At 61.7% G+C, this 22,853-nt stretch carries 19 protein-coding genes and 2 pseudogenes; 15 read left to right on the top strand and 6 right to left on the bottom strand.

Translation table 11 applies throughout. From position 1 onward, the window contains the following. Positions 1 to 350: 350 nt before the first annotated feature. Together FXN65_RS14650 and FXN65_RS14645 are read left to right on the top strand one after the other, a co-directional pair. Positions 351 to 533: pseudogene (locus FXN65_RS14650) on the top strand (IS5/IS1182 family transposase); the annotation flags it as partial. A 190-nt stretch (positions 534 to 723) separates the two neighbouring features. Then, entirely contained in the window at positions 724 to 2,850 is a 2,127-nt protein-coding gene (locus FXN65_RS14645) for a TonB-dependent siderophore receptor (protein WP_151133879.1), read from the top strand. Positions 2,851 to 2,982: 132 nt separating this feature from the next. Here the strand turns inward: FXN65_RS14645 and FXN65_RS14640 are convergent, their stop codons facing one another. Then, a complete protein-coding gene (locus FXN65_RS14640; RefSeq protein ID WP_151133878.1) occupies positions 2,983 to 3,789 on the bottom strand; it encodes a lytic transglycosylase domain-containing protein in 807 nt (268 codons plus the stop codon). Between the two features lie 315 nt (positions 3,790 to 4,104). Between FXN65_RS14640 and FXN65_RS14635 the strand changes: the two genes are divergently transcribed. The 3 genes from FXN65_RS14635 (at position 4,105) to FXN65_RS14625 (ending at position 7,415) form a co-directional block, all read left to right on the top strand. Beyond that, positions 4,105 to 4,602, top strand: a complete 498-nt coding sequence (locus tag FXN65_RS14635; RefSeq protein ID WP_151138832.1) for a hypothetical protein — start codon at positions 4,105 to 4,107, stop codon at positions 4,600 to 4,602. 383 nt (positions 4,603 to 4,985) lie between these two features. Further along, positions 4,986 to 5,402, top strand: a complete 417-nt coding sequence (locus FXN65_RS14630; protein ID WP_151133877.1) for a hypothetical protein — start codon at positions 4,986 to 4,988, stop codon at positions 5,400 to 5,402. A gap of 222 nt (positions 5,403 to 5,624) precedes the next feature. Then, a complete protein-coding gene (locus FXN65_RS14625) occupies positions 5,625 to 7,415 on the top strand; it encodes a hypothetical protein (RefSeq protein WP_151133876.1) in 1,791 nt (596 codons plus the stop codon). A gap of 702 nt (positions 7,416 to 8,117) precedes the next feature. Here the strand turns inward: FXN65_RS14625 and FXN65_RS14620 are convergent. Both FXN65_RS14620 and FXN65_RS14615 read right to left on the bottom strand, forming a co-directional pair. Then, positions 8,118 to 9,683: a methyl-accepting chemotaxis protein gene (locus FXN65_RS14620; RefSeq protein WP_151133875.1), complete on the bottom strand. Its 1,566-nt coding sequence runs from the start codon at positions 9,681 to 9,683 to the stop codon at positions 8,118 to 8,120. A 283-nt stretch (positions 9,684 to 9,966) separates the two neighbouring features. Next, positions 9,967 to 10,716 (bottom strand): hypothetical protein, encoded by a 750-nt coding sequence (locus FXN65_RS14615; protein WP_151133874.1) that lies wholly within the window; start codon positions 10,714 to 10,716, stop codon positions 9,967 to 9,969. 354 nt (positions 10,717 to 11,070) lie between these two features. On the opposite strand from FXN65_RS14615, the gene FXN65_RS14610 reads away from it, so the two are divergent. Beyond that, positions 11,071 to 11,316, top strand: coding sequence for a hypothetical protein (locus FXN65_RS14610; protein WP_151133873.1), 246 nt, complete (start codon positions 11,071 to 11,073; stop codon positions 11,314 to 11,316). Between the two features lie 100 nt (positions 11,317 to 11,416). After that, positions 11,417 to 12,109 (top strand): phytanoyl-CoA dioxygenase family protein, encoded by a 693-nt coding sequence (locus tag FXN65_RS14605; RefSeq protein WP_151133872.1) that lies wholly within the window; start codon positions 11,417 to 11,419, stop codon positions 12,107 to 12,109. 99 nt (positions 12,110 to 12,208) lie between these two features. Here the strand turns inward: FXN65_RS14605 and FXN65_RS14600 are convergent, their stop codons facing one another. Together FXN65_RS14600 and FXN65_RS14595 are read right to left on the bottom strand one after the other, a co-directional pair. After that, complete coding sequence (locus FXN65_RS14600; RefSeq protein ID WP_151133871.1) at positions 12,209 to 12,688, bottom strand: SgcJ/EcaC family oxidoreductase; 480 nt, start codon at positions 12,686 to 12,688, stop codon at positions 12,209 to 12,211. A 398-nt stretch (positions 12,689 to 13,086) separates the two neighbouring features. Next, positions 13,087 to 14,400, bottom strand: coding sequence for an epoxide hydrolase family protein (locus FXN65_RS14595; RefSeq protein WP_151133870.1), 1,314 nt, complete (start codon positions 14,398 to 14,400; stop codon positions 13,087 to 13,089). A 253-nt stretch (positions 14,401 to 14,653) separates the two neighbouring features. Between FXN65_RS14595 and napE the strand changes: the two genes are divergently transcribed. From napE to FXN65_RS14570, 5 genes are read left to right on the top strand one after another with little or no spacing between them, the layout of a single operon-like run. Next, positions 14,654 to 14,821 carry a periplasmic nitrate reductase, NapE protein gene (napE, locus tag FXN65_RS14590; protein ID WP_151138830.1) on the top strand — a complete coding sequence of 56 codons (168 nt, stop codon included), beginning with the start codon at positions 14,654 to 14,656 and terminating at the stop codon, positions 14,819 to 14,821. Positions 14,822 to 14,838: 17 nt separating this feature from the next. Further along, a complete protein-coding gene (locus FXN65_RS14585; protein WP_151133869.1) occupies positions 14,839 to 15,099 on the top strand; it encodes a chaperone NapD in 261 nt (86 codons plus the stop codon). Then, positions 15,096 to 17,600, top strand: a complete 2,505-nt coding sequence (gene napA / locus FXN65_RS14580; RefSeq protein WP_151133868.1) for a nitrate reductase catalytic subunit NapA — start codon at positions 15,096 to 15,098, stop codon at positions 17,598 to 17,600. The genes FXN65_RS14585 and napA overlap by 4 nt, the downstream gene beginning before the upstream one ends. Before the next feature lie 11 nt (positions 17,601 to 17,611). Continuing rightward, entirely contained in the window at positions 17,612 to 18,088 is a 477-nt protein-coding gene (locus FXN65_RS14575) for a nitrate reductase cytochrome c-type subunit (RefSeq protein ID WP_151133867.1), read from the top strand. A gap of 7 nt (positions 18,089 to 18,095) precedes the next feature. Then, positions 18,096 to 18,692, top strand: coding sequence for a cytochrome c3 family protein (locus FXN65_RS14570; protein WP_151133866.1), 597 nt, complete (start codon positions 18,096 to 18,098; stop codon positions 18,690 to 18,692). A gap of 4 nt (positions 18,693 to 18,696) precedes the next feature. Here FXN65_RS14570 and FXN65_RS14565 read toward each other — a convergent pair whose 3' ends face one another. Beyond that, positions 18,697 to 19,587 carry a LysR substrate-binding domain-containing protein gene (locus FXN65_RS14565; protein WP_151133865.1) on the bottom strand — a complete coding sequence of 297 codons (891 nt, stop codon included), beginning with the start codon at positions 19,585 to 19,587 and terminating at the stop codon, positions 18,697 to 18,699. Between the two features lie 133 nt (positions 19,588 to 19,720). Between FXN65_RS14565 and FXN65_RS14560 the strand changes: the two genes are divergently transcribed. The 3 genes and pseudogenes from FXN65_RS14560 (at position 19,721) to FXN65_RS14550 (ending at position 22,787) form a co-directional block, all read left to right on the top strand. Then, a complete protein-coding gene (locus FXN65_RS14560) occupies positions 19,721 to 20,770 on the top strand; it encodes an agmatine deiminase family protein (RefSeq protein WP_151133864.1) in 1,050 nt (349 codons plus the stop codon). Between the two features lie 3 nt (positions 20,771 to 20,773). Continuing rightward, positions 20,774 to 21,682 carry an N-carbamoylputrescine amidase gene (aguB, locus tag FXN65_RS14555; protein WP_151133863.1) on the top strand — a complete coding sequence of 303 codons (909 nt, stop codon included), beginning with the start codon at positions 20,774 to 20,776 and terminating at the stop codon, positions 21,680 to 21,682. Between the two features lie 2 nt (positions 21,683 to 21,684). Then, positions 21,685 to 22,787 (top strand): annotated as a pseudogene (locus FXN65_RS14550) (extracellular solute-binding protein). Positions 22,788 to 22,853: the final 66 nt, after the last annotated feature.

Raw genomic sequence — 22,853 nt, 5'->3', positions numbered from 1 at the left:
CCTCTGGCGAAGTTTTTCGGCCGGGCAAGATGCTGGGGAGCGGGGCCCTCAGCTCAGGCCGCGAGGAGGAATCTAGGGATGGAGAGGGGGCAGGCGACCATTCATTTGGTGACAGGCTTTTCGCAGTTCATGTCAGGACCCCGCCCGCCCATGCAGGATCTTGTGTGCCATTGATCTGGGTCAGTTTTTGCGGGGGCAGCACCCTCGGTCACGAAGCCTACCTGGTGGGTGGGACCGCCAATGGCGAAGTCAACATCGGCGACCGTCGCATCACTGGCCTCTCGGCCGGTGCGGACGACACCGACGCGGTCAACGTCGCCCTGCTCAACGAGACCAACGCCAAGGTCACCCGCCACGAGGCGGAGGAGCATCCATTCGGCACGTTGAAGGCCTGCATGGCCGCCACCCATTTCCTCACCAGGATGCTCGACCGGGTGAGCACGGAAATGAGCCTGCATGTGCTCGCCTGCAACTTCAAACGGGTACCGGACCTGCTGGGCAGTAATGCCCCGATGGCGGGGATGAAAGCCTGATTGGTGAGTCAGGCGCGTGTACACCCGCTCGAAGGGCAGGAAATCGACTCTCCATTTGATTCCCACCACCGGCGATGTGAAGTGGGAGCCGCTCGAGGTGGACGATGAGTCATTTAGTGAATGATTGTGATTAGCGTATGAGATAAAATCGCACAGCTATTGCTAAATTCACTTCCGGACCATGAAGTTGATGCGCCGCACGCTTATTTCTCTCTGTGTACTAAATGCCGTAACTCCAGCCGCCCTGGCAGCCCAAGTGAACCTTGAGTCCACCCAGACCCTTGAATTGGATGCCGTGAATATTGATGCGGACAGCGCAGACAGTGCTGTCGGGCCAGTCAAGGGCTATCGAGCCATTCGATCAGCTAGTGCTACGCGCACCGATACGTCGCTTCACGAAACCCCACAATCTGTCACAGTCGTGACGCGTGACGTAATCGAGGACAGCGGCGCAACGCGGCTTCAAGATGCATTGGATTACGCTGGAGGCGTCGGGCGTGCCAATAACTTCGGCGGCCAGGGACTCACGACATTTGCGGTCCGTGGCTTCACCACTGGCGAGTTCTATCGCAATGGTTTCCCCATCAACCGTGGTTATCCAAACGCTCCCGACGCCAACACTATTGAACGCTTGGAGGTGCTGCGTGGCCCGGCGTCCACCCTCTACGGTCGTGGAGATCCCGGCGGCACTTTCAACGTCGTCAGCAAGCAACCACAAGCCGAAAGCAAGGTGACCATCGGCGCTCAGGTCGATGATCAGGGCATGCACCGCAGCACGCTGGATAGCACTGGTGCGCTCGATGAGCAGGGGCGGTTGACGTACAGGCTCAATCTCCTGGGGGAGGGTGGCGAAAGCTTTCGCGATGATGTGGAGACGGAGCGCTATGACGTAGCGCCGGTCTTAAGCTGGCAGGCCACTGACTTCACCCGATTCGTTCTCGAAGCGGACTTCATGCGGAACGATCATCCGCTCGATCGGGGGTTGACTCGTTTTCCCAACCAGATGGGGAATGCCTCGCGGGACACCTACATCTGGGAGAAGGGCAGCGACAACACGCTGCACAACGACAACGATATGGTTCAGTTGCGCTTCGACCATGCATTGAACGAGAACTGGACGTTGGCGGGCGGCGTGCAGGATCTGAATGGGATGCTGGAGGGCAACGCAGTGGAGGCGAACGGCCTGCAGAACGACGGTCGGACCTTGGGGCGAAACTTCAATTACCGCAAGCTCGACTGGAACGACCGTGATTACCAGTTGAATCTGACTGGCAATTTCGATGCGCTGGGGGTTTCCCACACCTTGCTGACTGGTATCGAGCATGAGGACTACCACTACAAGTCCATCATTCATCGTTCCAGTGGTGCTCTGAGCGCGTATCCCATCGATATCCTTAATCCTGTCCTTGGTCAGCCGCGCCCGGTTCTTACCCGTATCACCACGAATGACAAAGAGAACCTCACGACCTGGGCCGCTTTCGTCCAAGACCAGGTCGCCCTTACCGAGCGATTGAAGATTCTGGCGGGTGTACGCTTCGAGCGCTTCGAGCAGGATTACCACAACCTCCTGCCAGGCAGTCGCAGCTGGAGTGCGTCTGACAATGCAACGACTCCACGACTGGGTCTCATCTACGACCTGACTGACAGCGTTGCCGTGTATGCCAATGCCTCGAAGTCGTTCAAGCCCAATAACGGGGCAAGCCGCCAAGGTGATGGCTTTGATCCGGAAGAGGGCAAAGCGTACGAAGTGGGGGTGAAGTGGGAAACTCTCGACCAGCAGCTCAGCGTCGATGCGGCCGTCTATCACATCCTCAAACAGCATGTTCTGACCGTCGACCCTGTGGACCCAACCTTCAGCACTGCCGCTGGTGAGGTGCGGAGTCGCGGTTTCGATCTGAACATTGCGGGCAACATTACCCCCGAATGGCGCGTGACCGGTGGCTATGCGTTCGTTGATGCCGAAGTGCGCAAGGACAACACGCTCAAGGCAGGTACCCGCCTCGCGAATATTCCACGCAATAGCTTCAGCCTGCTGAATGTTCATGAGTTCCAAGCTGGTCCGGCGAAAGGCCTGGGACTAGGAATGGGTGTGAGGTACGTGGACGACCGCGCCGGCCAAACATCCGCGACAGCCTACGAAATGCAGGCCTATTCGGTGGTTGACCTTTTGAGCTTTTACCAACTCACCGATCAGGTACGCATCAATCTCGATTTGAAGAACCTCTTCAATGAGGAGTATGAAGAGGGCGCCTTCAACTTTTACGCATATCCTGGCGCGCCCCGCACATTACAAGCGGGAATCGCGTACACCTTCTGATTGTGGAACGGTGCCTGGATGCACCACAGGCCATGGGTACCCTTGGAGGCGTACGGTGACTTCCGCGCACGCGCGTTTCGCGATCGAGTCAATGGTTGATCTCAGCGTCCGTGGAGGGGCCGGCGTACGGCACTACCGATGGTTCCGATAGCGTTCAGTCAAGGATTGCACGAGGGTGACGTAGGATTGCGTCTCGGCGTAGGGGGGCACCCCCTTGTACCGGACCACGGACGCTTCGCCGGCGTTGTAACCTGCCAACGCCAGCACCTGGTTGCCGTTGAAGCGCTTGAGCAGCCAGGCAAGGTAGCGTACGCCGCCACGAATGTTCTGACGGGCGTCGAACGGATCGTTCACGGCGAAGCGCTCGGCGGTGGCGGGCATCAACTGCATCAACCCCTGGGCGCCGGCTACGGAAATGACGTGGGGGCGAAACGCCGATTCGGCATGTATGACGGCGCGGACCAGCGCCCTGTCGACCCCGTACTGACCCGAAGCGGCTTCGATCTCTCGCCGATAGGAACGGGTGTTCAGGCGCAGCGAGGCCACCTTGAAATCCTTCGGCGCCCTGCACAGGTAGCAGCCCTTGATGTAATCGAGCTCAAGGACCGTGACCCGCGCGGAGATCCCGACGGGGCGCCGGCTCACGTACTTACGAACACCCTTGTGGACGAAGGTGTACACCCGAATCCGCACCTCGCCTGGGTTGTCGCCCCGCACGTGCCTGGGCTGGGCCTTTGCCCGGGTGTCGACAGCGGCGCCCGCCTGGCCATCCAGGTCAGTGCAGCGGGCGCTGGCGATGGCTTGACGGTTGTAGCTGATGGTTCCGTCCCTGGCTTGGCACTTGAACGTGGCGCTGGCGCACAGTGGAGTGACCAGCAAGGCCAGTTCGATGCAGCCAAGAAGGCTCTTGCGAGCCCGTTGCCATGCTCTGGAACTCATCACATCGCTCCGCGCCGCAGACGCCGATCGGATCTGGAGGCGCCTTTGGCGGCGACCCACCGTTTGCTCTGGTAGTTATACCCCTTGTCTTCGGCCTTGGAGCCTGCCATGACGTACGGGCTGTCGGCGCTCCTGCGTAGCAAGGGCGGATCGCTCGGACGACGCGTCGTGCCGCCTTGCCAGGGTCGAAGGCAAAGGTCTGGAGCACGAAAAATCTGCCACCTGGGCCGACGAACCTGGCCAAGACTGAATACAATTCGTGCCCGAATACCCCAGGCCATGAACATGGCTGCATCGAACAAGGAACTCGCCTCCATGGCCTCCTCTGATAAACAGCAAAAACGCGCCCAGCGGGCCAGAACCAAGGCCAAGCAGAACCGTTCGGGCAAGGCCAAGGCCAAGGTCATCCATCCGCTGCTGGCCAATCCACTGGTCAACGAGCCATTCGATGATGTCGCCATCGACCTGAGCACCTTCGACTTCAAAGACATCGAAGAGAACGGCTTCGATCCGGCGGACTTCGAGGACCTGTTCCAGGCGATGAAAGTCGCCGAAGGCATCAGCCTGCTGGCGATGTGCCTGGTGTTCCTGCAGTACCCGGTGTTGGAACTGGTGGTCGCCGAAGAAGAGGAAGACTCGGTCGTCGACTTCATGATGGGCCTGCTGATCGTCTATCGCGGAATCTTCCACGATGAAGACGAAGACGCGGCAGTCCGTTGGGTCGGCGGTGATGCTTTCCAGGCCGCCTACAACGAAGCGTCGATGATCCTGCAGAAGAAGTACGCTCGCGGCGCCTCAAGCGCCCGAGCCTAGTCGCGCGGCGAGCGGCTATTGGTGGCAAGCCGATTCGGCCGACCATAGTTGTTGCGCTGGGTCTGCCCTATGGCTGCCCTTGGCCGATTGCTGCCCTTCATGACCGGCAGCAATCGGCTAAAAGCAGACATTCAACGACAGACCAGAAGTCCTGCTTGCCGAAGCGCCCTTCGGCTTTTTGATTTGCATATGCCAGTCTGGAGACAGGCCGTAAATGGCTTATGCAAAGTGCGGAAGTAACGGCAAAGACCGTGGCGTGCCTGATCAATTCCCGATGAATGATCACCAAATTTCTTGAAAGGCAGGACGTGCCGGATCATTGGTCTTCCAAGGTGCAGCTATTCTTTTTCCATGGAGCTTCGCTAGCAGGGAGAGCTAGAGCCGTGACTATCCGGATCGCGTCGTTCGATCTTCAAAACGGCTTCACCCGCCCATTCGCAATGATGGATGGAGCTGAAGGCCAGCGCGCGCTGGACGATCATGACTTGGCCAACGCGATTGCCGCCAAGCGGGTCTACAGCGGGAGCGACAAGCGAACACTGTTGGACCTTTACCGCCCATCCCCCTTCTCCGCCCTCGATCCCTCCGCGAATGCACTGGTGTTCCTGAATAGGGTTCGTGGTGATTTGCTCCCACGAGCCCATGGCACGGTTTCGGTGACCGCGAATGGGCGAAGCGGATTTCGGCTTACTGGGCCGGTACACCATCGTCGCATCCGCTCGCACGCCGATGACAAGCATGACCGCTCGTGCATGGCTGAGCCTGAATTCCACTTCCGAACGTCCGACAGGTCCCTTTGATAGTCCCGCTCGTAGGCACGCCTGTGTACAGGCACTGCCGTCGAATGTGGGAAGTTACGGCCATAGCGCTCAAGTCGCTGAGTGGGGGCAATGGAAGGCCGCAACGACGCACCACGTGCATGCCGTCCAAATGCACGGTTCCGCGCCACCTGGCGCATCCTCCGGTCGCCATGAGGGTCCGTGGCGGCTTTTGCTGTCCTCACTTTGCGAAGGAGAACTATCGTGAATACCGTACTGCAAGCCGCACTTCCCGAATCGAAGAAGATTCCGCTCTTACCCATAGCCACGCCGCTGACCGAATGGCAAGACGTCAGCATCAGCGAGTTGGTACCGTGCGCGCCGTCCGATAGCACACTACCTATGGGTCAGTACGCAGTCTCCACCGTTATGAATTGGGCGATCCAACAAGGCTTTTACGGCGCGATTCCGACATGGGAGATCGGCAATGGCACCTGGGGTGTCATTTGCTTCCGCCCACATCCAGAGCTGCAAGTGGTGAAGATCCCGGTCACCGACCTGGGCGGATACGATCCTACCAGTCCTCAAAGCTGCGGACAGGCGGTCATGCGCTGGGCGCAACTCGAGGAAAACGGTTCGAATCAGCTCGCCATCCCGACGTACTTGAATGACGACGACGAGTTTTTCAGTGCCCTCGTGTTCACCCCAAACTATCCGACGCTGACGTTCTACGACGCGCCGAATACCCAGCTGTACTTCTCGCTTCAGCAGCCGGCCAAACTCATCAATCTGCAGGACCCGACCGTCTGGGCCAATGCGGCGATGCGCGTGGCCAATAACCTCGGCTTTGCGGCCGGCTGGCCCACTTGGGAATGCACGACTCACCGGGGCTTGATCGGCATCCCGGCCTACGACCTCGGGCCGATGCCCGACGCATGCCCTGCCAACGTGGCCACCGTGGTCGAGGTGCTGCATAAGACTTCTCAGGCGCTGCAGAATTTCGAAAACGTGTCCTCTTCGCTGACGTCCGGGGTTTTCATCGATTTTACCGCCGCACCGATCGCCGACCCGACCATGCAGATTCTCTCCGACTGCCTGTTTGGCGCCGTGCAGGCCTGCCTCAACGCCATTCCTGGGGTGGGCGGAACCTTGGCGGCGCTTGTCTCCTCGGGAGTACAGATTGCCATCGACGCGACCAACAGCAGCGGCGGTACGTTCTCCCTCGAGCAGTACCAGAAAATGCTGGTTGCCGCGTCCAACGCCACGATCGATTACGTCGCCGATTTGCACGACTCGCTGCAGAATGCCACCGGCGACGATCTGCAGAAGCTGTGGCAATCGCCCTACAAGGACCCGCTCTCGGGGCGCAGCATCGCGCTCGGGTCACTGGCCTGTACTCCGCCGGATATCGTCAATGGTGACCTCTTCTGGGCGAAAATGTCGCAGCATATGGAAGCGAGCTATCGGGAGAATCTGCAGATCCGGATAACCGCGCAACTGTACGGAATCCAGTCGCGCACCTATCACAACCGGGCGCCGGGCAAGCAATGGTGGGACGGCACGATCGCGTCGGTGACCGCCCCGGGCGGCGATTGCTCGCAGTACATTGCCAGCAGCGATAGCGATCTGTCGGTCTGGTTCAGCGGTGCGCTGCAAGTGGGTGACTATGTCGAACTCGACGAATGGTGGATGCAGGCTCTCCCGGGCAACCCCTATTACCCGCCGACCACCTTGGTGTACAACCTGTTCTCTAACGACGGCTTTGGCGTGACGACCAACTGGGCCGGGCCATTCACGAAGGAACAGTTCTATACCCAGTTCTTCGTGCAACAGAACCAAGTGGGTCTAGACGGCACCTATAATCAGGTCTGGATGTACGACCAGCCGAACGCGATCGTCGAAGCCAGGTTGAGTGAAAACCTGGTCGCGGGTTCTACGGACAACTACGGCAACCTGAGCCTTAATTCGTCCGACCCCCTGGTAATCCTCGCGAACTCTGAGTGTGAGTTCTCGCAACCGGTCATCACCAACTACTTGGCTCCACTGACCTCGTGATTGGCGCCGCCTTGTATCGATGAAGTAGAAGGTGCGCGATCGCGATATCCACTGAATGAAGGCGTCCGCGAGACTGCCCCTGGCCGGGGCGGACTCGCGGTGCTGGTCGCGGACCTGGAAGAACCATGCTGCCGTCGACTATGTGCCAAAGGACGTGAGCCACGACGATGGCTTGTCGTGCGCCAGGTGTCTTCCGTTGCGCGTGGAAGTCCATAGCGCGCAGAGGCGGATGCAGCAGCTTGCGAATGGCTGCAAAACTCCGGGAGGCAATCACAGGAATTCCCGGGAGCCAAGGCCGAAGAATTCGGGGCCGGAGGGCCGTGCAGTCAGGGGATGTAGCCGATAGGCCCCGTTGTATTGGGCATTCTCGACCATCTCAGTGCTGCTTGGAGATGTAGCAATCGAGACTGCGACGGTCGTCGGGTGCTTTCATGCCAGCGAAGGGCATGCAGTTACCGCCGACAAACGCTTGAGGTTTCGTAATGAAGGTTTCGAAAGGCTCGGCATCCCAGGTAATGCCCTTGTTCTTCATTGCGCTCGAAAAATTGAAGCCCGTCGTTGATCCGGCCCTGTGTCCGAACAAGCCATGAAGGTTTGCTTGGCCAGATACCCCCCGACGCCAACCCGCACCATTAGCGATAAACCGTCACCCTTCACCTGCAAATCATATGCAGGCCGGTACCCACGCATGACCCGGCGCACTCAGGCGTTGAAGCGCGCGACCAGTGCATGCAGGGAGTGCGCGGTGGTTGCCAGCTCGCTGCCCAACTGGGAGGAGCGCGAGGTGATGGCGGCATTGTGTTCGGCAGCCTCGGAGATGGTGCCGATCTGCCGCGAGATATCTTCGGCCACCCGGCTTTGTTCCCCGGCAGCGCTGGCCATCTGTTCGGCCATCCGGTGGATGCGCTCGACCGCTACGGTGATGCCGCCGAGGGCGGCTTCAGTCTCGACCACCCGATCCACCCCACTGCGCGCCTCGCTGCTGCCTTGCTGAGCGATGGTCACGGCCTGACCGGCCACGCCCTGCAAGTTGGCAATAATGCGCTGGATGGCCTCGGTGGACTCCTGGGTCTTGGACGCCAGGGCACGTACTTCATCGGCGACCACGGCGAAGCCACGGCCCTGTTCGCCGGCGCGTGCGGCTTCGATGGCGGCATTCAAGGCCAGCAGGTTGGTCTGTTCGGCGATGGCGCGAATCATGTCCGCCGCCTGCTGGATCGACTCGGCTTCAGTGGCCAGCCCTGTGACAGACGTGCTGATCTGGTCCACGGTTCGTGCCAACTTCTCCACTACCAGGCGGCTCTGTTGCGCCTGCCGGGAACCCTCCAGCGAAAGTTGGCTGACCTGCCGGGCTTCCTGGGCGGTCTGCTGTACGTGGCTGGATACCTGGGTAATCGACGTCGCCATCTCGTGCATGGCGGTGGCCGCCATTTCCGCCTCGACCTGTTGCGCTTGCAGGGCCTGCTCGGCTTGTTGCACCAACTGGCCATTCTGCGAGGCCTGACTGGCGGTCAGGTCGGCGAAATCGCCAAGACGACAAAGCGCGGTACGAATGCGCGCCCCCTCGCTGATCAGCGCCAACTGCAGGCTGGCCACCGCCCCGGTGTCGTCGGTATAGGTGCGCGCCACCAGTTCACTGGCGAATGCCTTGGGCGCTGCCTGCGCCACACGGGACAGGGCTCGCTTCACAAAACCCAGGGTGGCCAGGGTTTGCCCGAAGGTGAGCAACAGCACGCTGGCGATGCCGAACCCCGCATGCCCCTCGGCGTACAAGGTCACGCCCAGCAGCGCCCCGAGCAGTGGCAGCAGCAGGAAGCGCGCGGCTACGCCCAGCTTTTCTCCCATGGAGTTTGCCGCCCGGCCACTATTGAGTCGTGCATAGAGGCGCTCGGCGCGACTCACCTGCCTGGCATCAGCATGGGTCCTCACCGACTCGTAGCCCACCACATGCCCCGCCTCGAGTATCGGTGTGATATAGGCGTTGACCCAGTAGAAATCGCCATTGCTGCAGCGGTTCTTGACGATGCCCATCCAGCTCTTGCCAGCCTTGAGGTAGTCCCACATGTGCTCGAACACCTGCGCCGGCATGTCCGGGTGGCGCACCAGGTTATGCGGGCTGCCGAGCAGTTGCTCGCGGCTGAAGCCGCTGACGGCGACAAACTCGTCATTGCAGTAGGTGATGATTCCGTTGCAATCGGTGACCGAGGTCAGATGCTGGTGGGCCGGGATGTTGCGCTCCCGTTGGGTGGTCGGCATGTTCTTGCGCATCTGTATTCCTGCTGATAGCAACGCTGCGGATGGGGGCCAGGGAGTCCCGGCCCGGACGGGTCAAGGGAAACCGGAGTGCTGGGTCACGTTGACGCGTGACGCAGCCCCGGCCCGGTGCTCAAGATCCTAGGAATGATGGTTGGTCCCGACTTCGCTTTGGCTGTCAGGCACTTTTCATTTCGCGACAGACGCCCAAGGGGCCGATTGCTCAGAGACGGGTTTCAGGTACAGGGGGGGGCAGCCGCATCAGCGGCTGCAAGACGAGGGGGACGCGATACCCCATTCAGGGGGAGGGTGTCGGCACCGCAACCGCGAGTTCGTCCAGATCGATGGAGGCGCGATTGAGATAGAACTCGGGACCACCGCTGCCCGCGCTACCGCTGCTCGCCACCTGCTGCAGTTGCGGACGTACGAACAGGTAGCTGGCCCTGGCCTTCGACAACACCTCGGCATGCTCGACATGGCGCGCCATCAGCGCCTCGAAACGCTGCTCGATCGTCAGGTCGAGCTCTTTTGCCTGAGCGGGCGTCAGCGTCAGGCCGCCTTTCTGCGGCAGCGGGTAGAGGCGAACCTGATAATCCAGCAACAGCGTGGCAAGGGCCTGGCTTTGTGCCCACAGGTCGGCGGCGGCCGGATTGGGCCCTGCACTGGCATACGCGGTGGAGGCTGCCCGCCGCAACTGTCGCTGATGGCCGAGCAGTTGCTGGATCAGCTCCGGGTAACGCTCGCGTTTGGCCCGGGGCAGTCGATCGAGGGTGTCGAAAACTTCCTTCATGGCACGCAGCGGCTGCACCAACGGCTCGGGCTGCCCCAACTGCACCATGTAGGTTTCCATCATATTGAGGTGCTCGTAGGTGGCGTTCAAACCTCGTGGGTCGGGTGTGCGTTCGGCCGGATTGAAATAGACCATCGCACTGGCGCACATCAATTGGCTGCGACTGATGATTTCACTCAACTGCCCGGCGCTTCGTCCATCCCCCCAGGTCAGCGGGCAAATCAGGCACAACAGGAACAGCAGCGACCTCTTTCGCATATTCCACATCCTCAATTCTTGTTGTTATGTCGGGTTACAGCGCAAAGCCAGGCCGCCCATCCGGAAGGCTCCACAAGCGTCCAGGCCCTGGCGCAATGGGTTTCATCATGGCTCGCCAAGCCTGTCACGGCAGGGCATCAAGACTCCTGGCCGGCGAATGGTAGTCGGGAGCAAAAAGGCGGACATCCTCCAAAAGGAGGACGGAACCACCAGGGCGGCAGCTGTCGCGGGCAGCCATGGCTGCCGGAGCGGGTCTGCCGCAGGCCACTCGGAAATCGGGAAAGGAATCCAACTTCAGGTAGTACCCTCGGGCTCAAGATTCTCCTTGGCGCATTCGCATCAGGAGATGCGGCCATGAAAAAACTGCATGTCGCAGTGATCCCGGCGCTAACGGCGCTCGGCGCCTGTTTCGGCAACCCCGTAACCTATCGCGACGAGCCACTGGTGGCGAAAGCCCGAACGGGCATGAGCAGGCAGCAGGGGGACCGTTCTTCATGGACCCCGCAAGTGAACGAAGCCTTGAATCAGCTCTGTGGGTCCATCGGGAACGCGGGTAGTCGCTCTGATCAGGATGACCTTGCTGATCGCGCCGCTCATTGAAGCTACATTTCTGCATCAATGGCCCGGCTACCACCTGATGCTCTAGTCTGGCCCCGGGCGGTTCTTCAGGACGCATTGGTGAAAAGGAATTGAGGGAGCCATGACTGACCGCGAGCAACTCCATCGAGATGGCTACGTGCTGCTTCGTCGTGCAATTCCGGCAGAGTGGCTGGATGAGCTTCGCGCCGTGTTCGATGCGGGGGTGAAACCATCGAGCCAATGGCCAGTGCCGCGTGGCATGGACTGGCGCCATTCGCTGCTGGACTGCGACTCGAAGGTCCAGGCTGTGTGTCGTCTGCCTCAGGTGCTGGCAGTGGTCGGTGAGTTGATCGGCGAGCGGTTCTTCCTCTCGCAGGTGGAGGGTCGCGAGCCTCTGGCAGATGGTGGTCATCAGCGGCTGCACCGCGACTTGTCGGCGCAGCGGCCAGGCGACATGGTGAACGCCCTGGCTTATTTCGACGATTACGGCCCTGGGAACGGAGCGACACGCATCGTCCCTGGCAGCCATCGTCCCGAGCAGGGAGCGCCGCCATTCGACTTCAATGACGAGTCCCGTTCCGTTCAGCTATCCGGCTCCGCTGGTGACATCCTGGTGTTCGATGTCGATCTGGTGCACGCGGGCAGTCGGAACCCGACCGGCGCACGACGTCGTTCCATCCTGATCAGCTATTTCTCCGAGCCTCTATACGCTTCTCACCTGGAAACAGTGAGCCTCCGGGGTGTTCGGATGGACACGACCGATCGGTTCGATCCCTCGGATTTCGCCTACGGCGGCGGGCTCATCATCCGCTAGCGGGGCAGCCATGGGCGGCGCCGTCGGTTCCGACCGGACGGGGTCGACCCAAGGCTGCCAGATCGGCCAGCGGTGGCCATTCCGATCCTCGTTGGCGCCTCAGTTCTTCTCTGGCATTGCGGACGAGTGATGGCTGGTAATCAGCCACTGCTGCCCGTCCCATTTGTAGGTGTATGTATAGCGAGCTTTCACCTGGGGGCCGGAAGCGCCGAACGTGAAGGTATAGAGACCGGCATCAACTGCCGAATTGCAGTCGATCTCGATCATTCTCCAGTCGATCTTTCCAACCGGCTTGTTTTCCAGGAAGTGCTGGAAGTAATCCTCCTTTTCGGAGGGGGTCGTTCGCGGCTTGTTCGATAAGGTCGGAAGGAGGACGGAACGCTCGGCATAGTTGGCGACTACCTTGCGTGGATCGCCGGTTTGCAGAGAGCGATTCCATCGATCAAACAACGCCGAGATCTCTTGCTCACTGGTTGCCTTGCATTGTTCCGTGCTTCCGGTGCCGGAAGTCGATGAGTAGGAGGTACAGCCTGCAAGAACGAGGGCCAGCGCTGCTGGCGCAATGATTGAGTTTTTCATTGTTGGGCTTCTGAGGGACAAAAAGTGGGGAGTAACTGCTGGTTTGACATCAGGGTTCGACGAGGGGACGACACGGATGGCAAACCCGGGTGGTCAGAGCCGTACAGGTCGCCAATCCAATCAGTCGGTCGGGTTGTCGGCAGTGTCCATAACGGTTCGCTATTGACGGTGTAATCAATTGATTGAATCCACGGCCATTAGTTTCTGCGCAAAGAAGTTTTTTACTGCTGCCTGGCTCCAACCACCCCGGCACCAGACGCAGTCTTTCAGTACGGGGCAGGGGACCGGCCAATCGAAGCCCTTATCGCTGGGACACTGGAATCCTTGAAGGGCCCGTAGGCTGGCCACCCTCCGCAGGGCAGGCTTGCAACGGCAAACGCGACCTCCAGGCAGAATCGTCACCGCATCGACTTGAAGGCTGCACGTACTTCGGCGCTGAACAGCTCGGGCTCTTCCCAGGCTGCGAAGTGCCCACCCTTGTCCACGCGGTTGAAGTACACGAGGTTCGTGTACAGGCGGGCGGCCCAATGCCTGGGCGGCTTGTAGACCTCGCCGGGAAATATCGTCACGGCTACCGGTATCGAGATAGGGCCTGGCTTTGCGCTACTGCTACTGTTTTCCCAGTAGATCCGTGCGCTGGATGTACCTGTGTTGGTCAGCCAATAGAGCGAGATGTTGTCCAGCATCTCGTCGCGCGTGAAGGCGCGCTCCGGTTCGCCGCGGGTGAATACCCACTCGCCATACTTGTCGTAGAACCAGGCGGCCAGACCGGACGGCGAGTCCGCCAGGCTGTAGCCGAGGGTTTGCGGACGCGTCGACATGATCGCCGCGAAGCCGAAACCCTTGCCGAGGAAGGCACGCGCCTCGTCGAACACCTCGCGTTCTTCCGCACCAAGCCCCTCCGGAGGGGGATCGCCGCTCATCAGTGCCTTCGCGACTTCGGGGGGAATGGTCGTTGAGCGTTCGATCCGGTTGACATGGATGCCCAGCAACCCGTCAGGTGCCTGGCGTCCCATGGCATCACAGATGATCGCGCCCCAATCGCCCCCTTGTGACACGTAGCGCGTGTAGCCGAGGCGCTTCATCAGCGAATCCCAGGCGCGGGCAACGCGGTCCGGATTCCAGCCGGTGCTTGTGGGCTTGGCCGAAAAGCCGAACCCGGGAATGGAGGGCAACACCAGGTGGAACGCGTCGTCAGGGCTCCCGCCGTGCGCCGTGGGATCGGTCAATGGGCCGATGGTCTTGAGCAATTCGAAGACCGACCCCGGCCAGCCGTGGGTCATGATCAGCGGCATGGCGTTCGGATTGCGGGAGCGGACGTGGATGAAGTGAATGTCCAGCCCGTCGATGTGGGTCAGGAACTGCGGGAAGGCATTGAGTTTTGCCTCCGCCTTGCGCCAGTCGTAGCCAGTCTCCCAGTGGCGCACCAGCGCTTGAAGCTTGTCGAGCTGCACGCCCTGGGAACGATCAGGGACGGTTTCCCGTTCCGGCCAGCGTGTAGCGGCCAGGCGGCGGCGAAGATCGTCGAGCGCAGATTGCGGTACATCGGCGCGGAAGGGGCGAACCGCATCAGCAGCGGAAGAGGGTGCGGCATCGGTCTGGATCGCCGCCATTGCCGGACTGATCATCGCGAAGGCTGAGACGGCTGCCCCTTTCAAGAGCAATGACCGGCGGGACAGGACGGTGAGTGTGGTCGGGGGCTGGGTGACCATGATCGCGCTTCCTTCCCCTGGGCGGGGAGTGGCTCTGGCCTGATTTAGCGGAGTTGATTTTAGTGCGCCGTACGGGAATCGCTTTGCTGCCTTGCCCACAGCTGACCCAGGCAGGCGGACGCTTTCCTGCCTTGTCCCCAGGGCAACAGTTGAAGCCGTCCTCTCTGCCTGGCTGAGGAGAGCAAGACACGGTGCGGGCGATTTTCTAGCAGCTGCTACGCTTGCAAGGGACAAATTCGAGAGGCCTGTCGTGATGGACGATAAAGGCAGATCCAGCCTGGACAAGCGGCACGAGACCCGCCTGTTCCTCTTTCTGATTTTCCTGCTGTTTCCCCTGTTGTCGATCGCCATAGTGGGCGGCTATGGCTTCGTCGTGTGGATGCTGCAGCTGATCATGGGACCGCCCGGTCCGCCGGCCTGAAGGGAGTCGATGCCTCTATGCCCGGCATCCTGCACATCGCCAGCCTGCTGATTCACTGCCGCCCCGAGCTGATGCCCGCGCTGCTGCCCAATCTCGCGCGGTTGCCGGGTGTGGAAATTCACCGGCACTCCCCTGAGGGAAAACTGGTGGTGGTGCTCGAGGTCGAGCATGAACGGCAGATCCTGGATTGCATCGATCAGATCCAGCAATTGCCTGGCGTGCTCAGCGCCGCACTGGTCTATCACGAACTCCTCAGCGCAGAAGGAGACACCCCATGAGCATGACTCGCCGTGAATTCGCCAAGGTGCAGGCCGCGGCCATTGCCGTCGCTGCCGCCGGCCTGCCGATTGCCACCACCGCCAGCAACCTGATCACCGACGCCGAGAATACGAAGCTGGATTGGAACAAGGCGCCGTGCCGGTTCTGCGGCACCGGTTGCAGCGTCATGGTGGCGACCCGGGATGGCCGGGTGGTGGCTACCCACGGCGACGTCAAGGCCGAAGTCAATCGGGGCCTAAACTGCGTGAAGGGCTATTTCCTGTCGAAGGTGATGTATGGCATCGACCGCCTGACCCAGCCGCTCCTGCGCATGAAGGATGGTGCCTACCACAAGCAAGGCGAGTTCCAGCCGGTGTCCTGGGACCAGGCCTTCGACATCATGGCCGAGAAGTACAAGGCGGCGATCCGGGAGCATGGCCCGGAGTCGGTCGGCATGTTCGGTTCCGGGCAATGGACGATCTGGGAAGGCTACGCCGCCAACAAGCTGATGAAGGCCGGACTGCGCTCCAACAACATCGACCCCAACGCCCGCCACTGCATGGCCTCGGCGGTCATGGGCTTCATGCGCACTTTCGGCATGGATGAGCCCATGGGCTGCTATGACGACATCGAGGCCACCGACGCTTTCGTGCTGTGGGGGGCGAACATGGCCGAGATGCACCCGATCCTCTGGACCCGGGTCACCGACCGCCGCTTGAGCTATCCCCATGTCAAGGTCGTGGTGTTGTCGACCTTCGAGCACCGCAGTTTCGAGCTGGCCGATATTCCCATGGTGTTCAGCCCGCAGACCGACCTGATCATCCTCAACTACATCGCCAACCACATCATCCAGAGCGGCGCGGTCAATCAGGAGTTCGTGAGCAAGCACACCCGCTTCGCCAAGGGGGCCGACGACATCGGTTACGGCCTGCGCGCTACCGACCCGCTGGAGCAGAAGGCGCAGAACGCGGCCAAGGCCAACAGCTGGAACGACATTTCCTTCGAGCAGTTTGCCGAGTTCGTCAAACCCTACACCCTGGAACGTGCCGCCAAGGAGTCGGGGGTGCCGGCCGAACACCTGAAGGCGTTGGCCGAGTTGTATGCCGATCCCAAGCGCAAGGTGGTGTCGTTCTGGACCATGGGCTTCAACCAGCACACCCGTGGGGTCTGGGCCAACAACCTGATCTACAACATCCACCTGCTCACCGGAAAGATCAGCGAACCCGGCAATAGTCCGTTCTCGCTTACCGGCCAGCCCTCGGCCTGTGGAACCGCACGGGAAGTGGGAACCTTCTCCCACCGCCTGCCGGCGGACATGCTGGTGGCCAATCCCAAGCACCGCGCTGCTGCCGAGAACATCTGGAAGTTGCCGGAAGGCACCATCCAGGAGAAGCCCGGCTTTCACGCCGTGGAGCAGAGTCGCAAGCTCAAGGACGGCGTGCTCAAGGTGTACTGGACGCAGGTCAGCAACAACATGCAGGCCGGGCCCAACGTGATGCAGGAGATTCTTCCCGGCTGGCGCAATCCGGAAGCCTTCGTGGTCGTTTCCGATGTCTACCCCACCGTTTCGGCGCAGGCCGCCGACCTGATCCTGCCCAGTGCCATGTGGGTGGAGAAGGAGGGGGCTTACGGCAACGCCGAGCGGCGTACGCAGTTCTGGCACCAACTGGTCAAGGCGCCGGGGGATGCCAGGTCCGACCTGTGGCAACTGATGGAGTTTTCCAAACGGCTCAACACCGACGAGGTGTGGCCTGCCGAATTGCTGGCCAAGGCGCCGGAGCTGAAGGGCAAGAGCCTGTTCGAGGTGCTGTTCAGGAATGGCCAGGTCGACCGCTTCCCCCTCAGTGACATGGCCGAGGGCTACGCCAACGATGAGGCCAAGGCTTTCGGTTTCTACGTGCAGAAAGGGTTGTTCGAAGAGTACGCCGCATTCGGCCGCGGGCATGGCCACGATCTGGCGCCGTTCGATGCCTATCACGCGGAGCGTGGCCTGCGCTGGCCGGTGGTCGAGGGGCGGGAAACGCGCTGGCGCTACCGCGAGGGGCACGACCCTTACGTGGAGAAGGGGAGTGGCGTTCAGTTCTACGGCTACCCCGACAAGAAGGCGATCATCTTCGCGTTGCCCTATGAGCCGCCGGCCGAAGTGCCCGACAAGGATTATCCGTTCTGGCTGAGCACTGGCCGCGTTCTCGAACACTGGCACACCGGGAGCATGACCCAGCGTGTCGACGAGCTGTACCGGGCCGTGCCGGACGCCCTGGTGTACATGCACCCGGACGATGCCCGCGACCTGAAGGCGCGCCGGGGCAGCGAGATCAGGCTGGTCAGCCGACGCGGTGAAATCCGCGCCCGGGTGGAGACCCGTGGGCGCAACAAGCCGCCACGGGGCATGGTGTTCGTGCCGTTCTTCGACGCCAACAAATTGATCAACAAGGTCACCCTGGATGCGACCGACCCGATCTCCAAGCAGACCGATTTCAAGAAGTGCGCCGTGCGCATCGAACTGGTCAGCCTGGCGTAAGGAGTACGACCATGAAGACCCTGACTCTGCTGCTTGCCTTGTTGGTTGCCGGCGTACAGGCCGCCGACTATCCGCTGGATGCCCCCGCCCCGGACGGTCGTCGTCCCGGCGGCACCCTGACCGAGACGCAATCGGCGCCGCCCCTGGCGACTGAAGAGAACAAGGACATCAAGCGCGAACGCATTTACCCGGATCAGCCGCCAACCATTCCCCATTCCATCAGCAGCTACCAGGTGGACAAGAACAGCAACAAGTGCCTGTCCTGCCACAGCCGCGCTAACGCCCCGCGCACCCAGGCACCCATGATCAGCATCACCCACTACATGGACCGTGACGGCCAGGCACTGGCTGCGGTTTCCCCGCGCCGCTACTTTTGCAACCAGTGCCACGTGTCCCAGACGGATGTGAAACCGCTGGTGGAAAACCGGTTCCGCACCATCGACCAAGTGCTGCAGGACGAAGTGCAGCGCGCCGGGCAAACGCCGTGAGGTGTGCATGAAAGCCTTGTTGAATCTGCTTCGCCAATACTGGGCCGTCCTGCGCCGGCCGAGCGTGCATTACAGCCTGGGTTTTCTGACCCTGGGTGGTTTCCTGGCGGGTATCGTCTTCTGGGGTGGCTTCAACACCGCCCTGGAGGCGACCAACACCGAAGCCTTCTGCATCTCGTGCCATGAAATGCGGGATAACGTCTTCGTCGAACTGAAGGACACCATCCACTACAGTAATCGCTCGGGTGTACGCGCCACCTGCCCGGATTGCCATGTGCCGCATCAGTGGACCGACAAGATCGCCCGCAAGATGCAGGCGTCCAAGGAGGTCTGGGGAAAGATCTTCGGCACCATCAACAGTCGTGACAGATTCCTCGAAAAGCGGCGCGAACTGGCGGAGCACGAATGGGCACGGCTGAAGGCCAACGACTCGCTGGAGTGCCGCAACTGCCACAACTTCGAGTTCATGGACTTCACCCGGCAGAGCGTCAGGGCGCGGCAGATGCACTCGACGGCATTGGCCGGCGGCAAGGCCACGTGCATCGACTGCCACAAGGGGATCGCCCATCGACTGCCGGACATGAGCGGGGTCAAGGGCTGGTAGGAATCTACCCCCGGCCTGATCTTTCCAGCGCGCCGCAACTCCCTCCCAGGGCCTCGGTCAACCAGTCGCAGAAGCTGCGGGTGAGCGGGTCGCCCTCGTTCTCGCGGCGTACCAGCCAGCTCCAGTTCGGGCCGCGCACTGTCTGTTCCGACATGGGCACGAGCAGGCCCTGGTCCCGCGCACGCCCGGCGAGGAGGTGGCTGACCAGGGCGATGCCGAGCCCCTGGCTGGCGGCATCCAGCAGCAGGCCGGGATCGGAGAAGTTCAGTCCCTGGCTTTGCTGACCGACATTGGCGCCGCCCTGTACCTGCCAGTGACTCCAGTCCATTTCACGCTCGCCGTGCAACGTGGTGCGGGCGTCTGCCGCCAGCTCCAGCACGCTGGGGTGGCAGGCCGGGTACAGACGGTCCTCCAGCAGCACGCGAAAACTGCATTCGGCCTGCGCGCTGAGATCGTCGCGCACGGCGATGTTGATGGTCTGGGTGGCCATGTCCGGGGTCTCGTCGGTGGTCAGCAACCAGAGGTCGACCTGCGGGTGGCGCTGGTGGAAGTCCGCCAGGCGCGGCACCAGCCAGTGATGGGCGAAGGCGGGCGTGGTGTTGACCACCAACTGGTTGGGTTTGCGGTACTGGTCCAGGCGACGGATGCCCACGGCCAGGTGCTGCAGCAGCGACTGGGTGGTGCTGAGCAGGTCGAAGCCGGCATCGGTCAGCGCCACGCTGCGCCCGTTGCGGAAAAACAGCGGCTGTTCGAGGAAGCTTTCCAGGCTGCGGATCTGCTGGCTGATGGCCGATTGGGTGAGGTGCAGTTCTTCGGCGGCCTTGTGGAAGCTGCCGAGGCGGGCGGCGGCTTCGAAGCCGCGCAGGGCATTCAGCGGTGGCCAGTGTTTCAGCATGATCGATAAGGCCTACTAATCAGTAATCCGCAAAATCTATCGTTTGTTGCGACACTTTTAAAGGCCTAGCATGCAAGCCATTACCACGGCCGTGGTTTATTCGTGATAACAAAAACTTAATCAAGGCATTTGTATGCAAATCAACGATTCTCAGAACGGCTGGGTAATGCCCGCTGAATGGGTTCCGCACGCTGCCACCTGGATGGCCTTCCCCCACAACCAGGCGCTCTGGGAAAACGGGTGGGGCGTGACCCTGGCCGACGTGCAGGTCGATTTCGCCCGCGTGGCCAACGCCATCGCCCGCTTCGAGCCGGTGAAGATGGTGGTCGACCCCTCCGCCGCGGACCGTGCTCGCGAGCTCTGCGGCGCGAACATCGAACTGGTGGAACTGGCGATCAACGACAGCTGGTGCCGAGACTCCGGTCCGAGCTTCGTCTGCCATCCGCGCCTGGGCACTGCCGGCGTCAACTGGCGCTTCAACGCCTGGGGTAGCAAATCGTCCTTCGACCTGGATGAAAGCCTGGCCCAGCGCATCCTCGGCCACCTGGGCCTGGAGTGTCTCGATACCTTCCTGGTCAACGAAGGCGGTGCCATCCATGTGGACGGGCAGGGCACGCTGATCACCACCGAATCCGTGCTGCTCAACCCCAACCGCAACCCGGGCATGAGCAAGGTGGAAATGGAAGAGATTTTTGCTCGCCTGCTGGGGGTGAAGAAGACCATCTGGCTGCCGGGCGATCCCGATTACGTCACCGGTGACATGACCGACGGCCACGTCGATGGCGTATGCGCCTTCGCCCGTCCGGGTGCGCTGCTGATCGATGCGACCCGCGACCAGTCTTCGACCTACGCCCAGGTGGCGCGCGAGAACCGTCGCGCCCTGGAGCTTTCCACCGACGCCCAGGGGCGCCGTTTCGAGATGCTCGAACTCTACGAAGCCAGCGAAGCGGTGGATCAGGACGCCGAAGTATTCTGCGCCTCCTACACCAATTTCTACATCGCCAACGGCGCGGTCATCATGCCGGCCTACGGCATCGCCGCCGACGAAGAAGCCGCGGCAACCCTGCGCATGGCGTTCCCGGGCCGCGAAGTGGTGCCGGTACAGATCAATACCCTGGCCCATGGCGGCGGCGGTGTGCACTGCATCACCCAGCAGCAGCCGGCCTGGCCGCTGAAGGGGTGACGTATGAGCATGCTGACCGTCGCCACCACCCAGTTCGCGTGTAGCTGGGACCTTGAAAGCAACCTCGACCAGGCCGAGCGCCTGGTCCGGGAGGCCGCCGCCAAGGGTGCGCAACTGATCCTCCTGCAGGAGCTGTTCGCTACCCCGTACTTCTGCATCGAGCAGGACCACAAGCACCTCGCCCTGGCCCAGGAATATGGCAGCAGCTCCATACTCAAGCGCTTTGCCGACCTTGCCCGGGAATTGGGCGTGGTACTGCCGCTGAGCTGGTTCGAGCGCGCCGGAAACGCCTTCTTCAACTCCCTGGCAGTGGCCGATGCTGATGGCCGCCTGCTTGGTGTGTATCGCAAGACGCACATCCCCAACGCCGTCGGCTACCAGGAGAAGGAGTACTTCAGCCCCGGCGATACCGGTTTCCGCGTCTGGGATAGCGCCTACGGGCGGATCGGTGTCGGCATCTGCTGGGATCAGTGGTTCCCCGAAACGGCCCGCTGCCTGGCGCTGATGGGCGCCGAAGTGCTGCTCTATCCGACCGCCATCGGCTCCGAGCCGGGCGCGGCGGCGCTGGATTCCCGCGATCACTGGCGACTGGCCCAGCGCGGCCATGCCGCCGCCAACATCCTTCCGGTGATCGCGGCCAATCGCGTGGGCGAAGAGGTGGCGACGACTGACCCGCAGCTGCGGATGCGCTTCTACGGCTCGTCCTTCATCACCGACCACAAGGGCAAGCTGCTGGCCGAAGCCGACCGCGACGGCACCGGCGTGCTGGTCCAGCGGCTCGACCTTACGGCCATGCGCGAGGAGCGCCTGAACTGGGGCGTCTACCGTGACCGTCGCCCGGAAATGTACGGCCCGCTGCTGGGGCTGGATGGACGTCAAACCCATGAACGCTGGCAGCGCCGGGGAGCCTGAAGATGGAAGCCATCAAGAAGCTGTTGATCGTCTCGCTGAGCCTTGGCCTGGTCTGCGCGCAGTTCGCGGCCCAGGCCGAGGAGAAGATCCTGCGCCTGTACAACTGGGCGGATTACTTCGCTCCGGACACCTTGAGCGCCTTCACCAAGGAAACCGGTATCCAGGTCATCTATGACGTGATGGACAGCAGCGAGACCCTGGAAGCGAAGATGATGTCCGGCCACAGCGGCTATGACCTGATCTTCCCCGGCGACACCGTGGCCGAGCGCCTGATGCGCGCCGGCGCCCTGCAGAAGCTGGACCCGGGCAGGCTCGAGCACCTGGATGACATCGAGCCCGGCCTGCGCACACTGCAAACCCGCTACCCGTACTCGCGCCATGCCACGGCGCCCTATACCTGGGGCACCATCGGTCTGACCTACAACCAGCAGATGATCGACGAGCGCCTGGCCGGCGCGCCGGTGAACAGCCTGGACCTGATCTTCAAGCCTGAGCTGGCGGCGAAGTTCGCCGACTGCGGAATCTCGATGATCGACTCGCCCGACGAGGTGCTGGCCGTGGTGCTGAATTACTCGGCCACAACCCGCGCAGCAGCAAGCCGGCCGATCTGGCCGAGGCGGTCGCACTGCTGGGTTCCATCAAGCCGTATATCCGCAAGTTCCAGTCACAGCCGGTGACCCAGCTGGTCAATGGCGATATCTGCCTGTCCCTCGGTTACAGCGGCGACATGACCCAGGCCCAGCGCGCCGCAGACGAGGCTGGCAAGGCGACGAACTTCCAGTACCGCATACCGGTCGAAGGCACCACGGTCTGGATGGACACCATGGCCATTCCCGCCGACGCCAGACACCCCGAGTACGCTTACGCCTTGATCAACTTCATCATGCGCCCCGAAAACATGGCGGCGATCAGCAATGCCACCGGCTATCCCACCTCCAGCGCCAAGGCACGACCGATGGTGGCCGCCGACATGCGCAACAACCCGGATATCTACGTGGACGAAGCCACCTACGAGCGGCTGATACCCGGCAAGGACATCCCGCAGCGAGACATGCGTGCGCGAATGCGCGCCTGGACCACCTTCAAGACCTCCATCCACCACTGAAACCGCGTACTGCCAAGAGCACGGGGCGCGACCCGGGCAGGGTGATGCTGCGCCCCGAAATCCCAA

The organism is Pseudomonas lalkuanensis (assembly GCF_008807375.1).
Taxonomy (GTDB): domain Bacteria; phylum Pseudomonadota; class Gammaproteobacteria; order Pseudomonadales; family Pseudomonadaceae; genus Metapseudomonas; species Metapseudomonas lalkuanensis.
The sequence above is the reverse complement of the archived record's forward strand: the minus strand, read 5'-3'. Positions and strand labels throughout refer to the sequence as shown.

Coding starts and splice junctions, on each gene's coding strand:
- FXN65_RS14645 (WP_151133879.1), top strand. CDS start 724: ATGCGCCGCACGCTTATTTCTCTCTGTGTACTAAATGCCGTAACTCCA.
- FXN65_RS14640 (WP_151133878.1), bottom strand. CDS start 3,789: ATGAGTTCCAGAGCATGGCAACGGGCTCGCAAGAGCCTTCTTGGCTGC.
- FXN65_RS14635 (WP_151138832.1), top strand. CDS start 4,105: ATGGCCTCCTCTGATAAACAGCAAAAACGCGCCCAGCGGGCCAGAACC.
- FXN65_RS14620 (WP_151133875.1), bottom strand. CDS start 9,683: ATGCGCAAGAACATGCCGACCACCCAACGGGAGCGCAACATCCCGGCC.
- FXN65_RS14615 (WP_151133874.1), bottom strand. CDS start 10,716: ATGCGAAAGAGGTCGCTGCTGTTCCTGTTGTGCCTGATTTGCCCGCTG.
- FXN65_RS14610 (WP_151133873.1), top strand. CDS start 11,071: ATGAAAAAACTGCATGTCGCAGTGATCCCGGCGCTAACGGCGCTCGGC.
- FXN65_RS14605 (WP_151133872.1), top strand. CDS start 11,417: ATGACTGACCGCGAGCAACTCCATCGAGATGGCTACGTGCTGCTTCGT.
- FXN65_RS14600 (WP_151133871.1), bottom strand. CDS start 12,688: ATGAAAAACTCAATCATTGCGCCAGCAGCGCTGGCCCTCGTTCTTGCA.
- FXN65_RS14595 (WP_151133870.1), bottom strand. CDS start 14,400: ATGGTCACCCAGCCCCCGACCACACTCACCGTCCTGTCCCGCCGGTCA.
- napE (WP_151138830.1), top strand. CDS start 14,654: ATGGACGATAAAGGCAGATCCAGCCTGGACAAGCGGCACGAGACCCGC.
- FXN65_RS14585 (WP_151133869.1), top strand. CDS start 14,839: ATGCCCGGCATCCTGCACATCGCCAGCCTGCTGATTCACTGCCGCCCC.
- napA (WP_151133868.1), top strand. CDS start 15,096: ATGAGCATGACTCGCCGTGAATTCGCCAAGGTGCAGGCCGCGGCCATT.
- FXN65_RS14575 (WP_151133867.1), top strand. CDS start 17,612: ATGAAGACCCTGACTCTGCTGCTTGCCTTGTTGGTTGCCGGCGTACAG.
- FXN65_RS14570 (WP_151133866.1), top strand. CDS start 18,096: ATGAAAGCCTTGTTGAATCTGCTTCGCCAATACTGGGCCGTCCTGCGC.
- FXN65_RS14565 (WP_151133865.1), bottom strand. CDS start 19,587: ATGCTGAAACACTGGCCACCGCTGAATGCCCTGCGCGGCTTCGAAGCC.
- FXN65_RS14560 (WP_151133864.1), top strand. CDS start 19,721: ATGCAAATCAACGATTCTCAGAACGGCTGGGTAATGCCCGCTGAATGG.
- aguB (WP_151133863.1), top strand. CDS start 20,774: ATGAGCATGCTGACCGTCGCCACCACCCAGTTCGCGTGTAGCTGGGAC.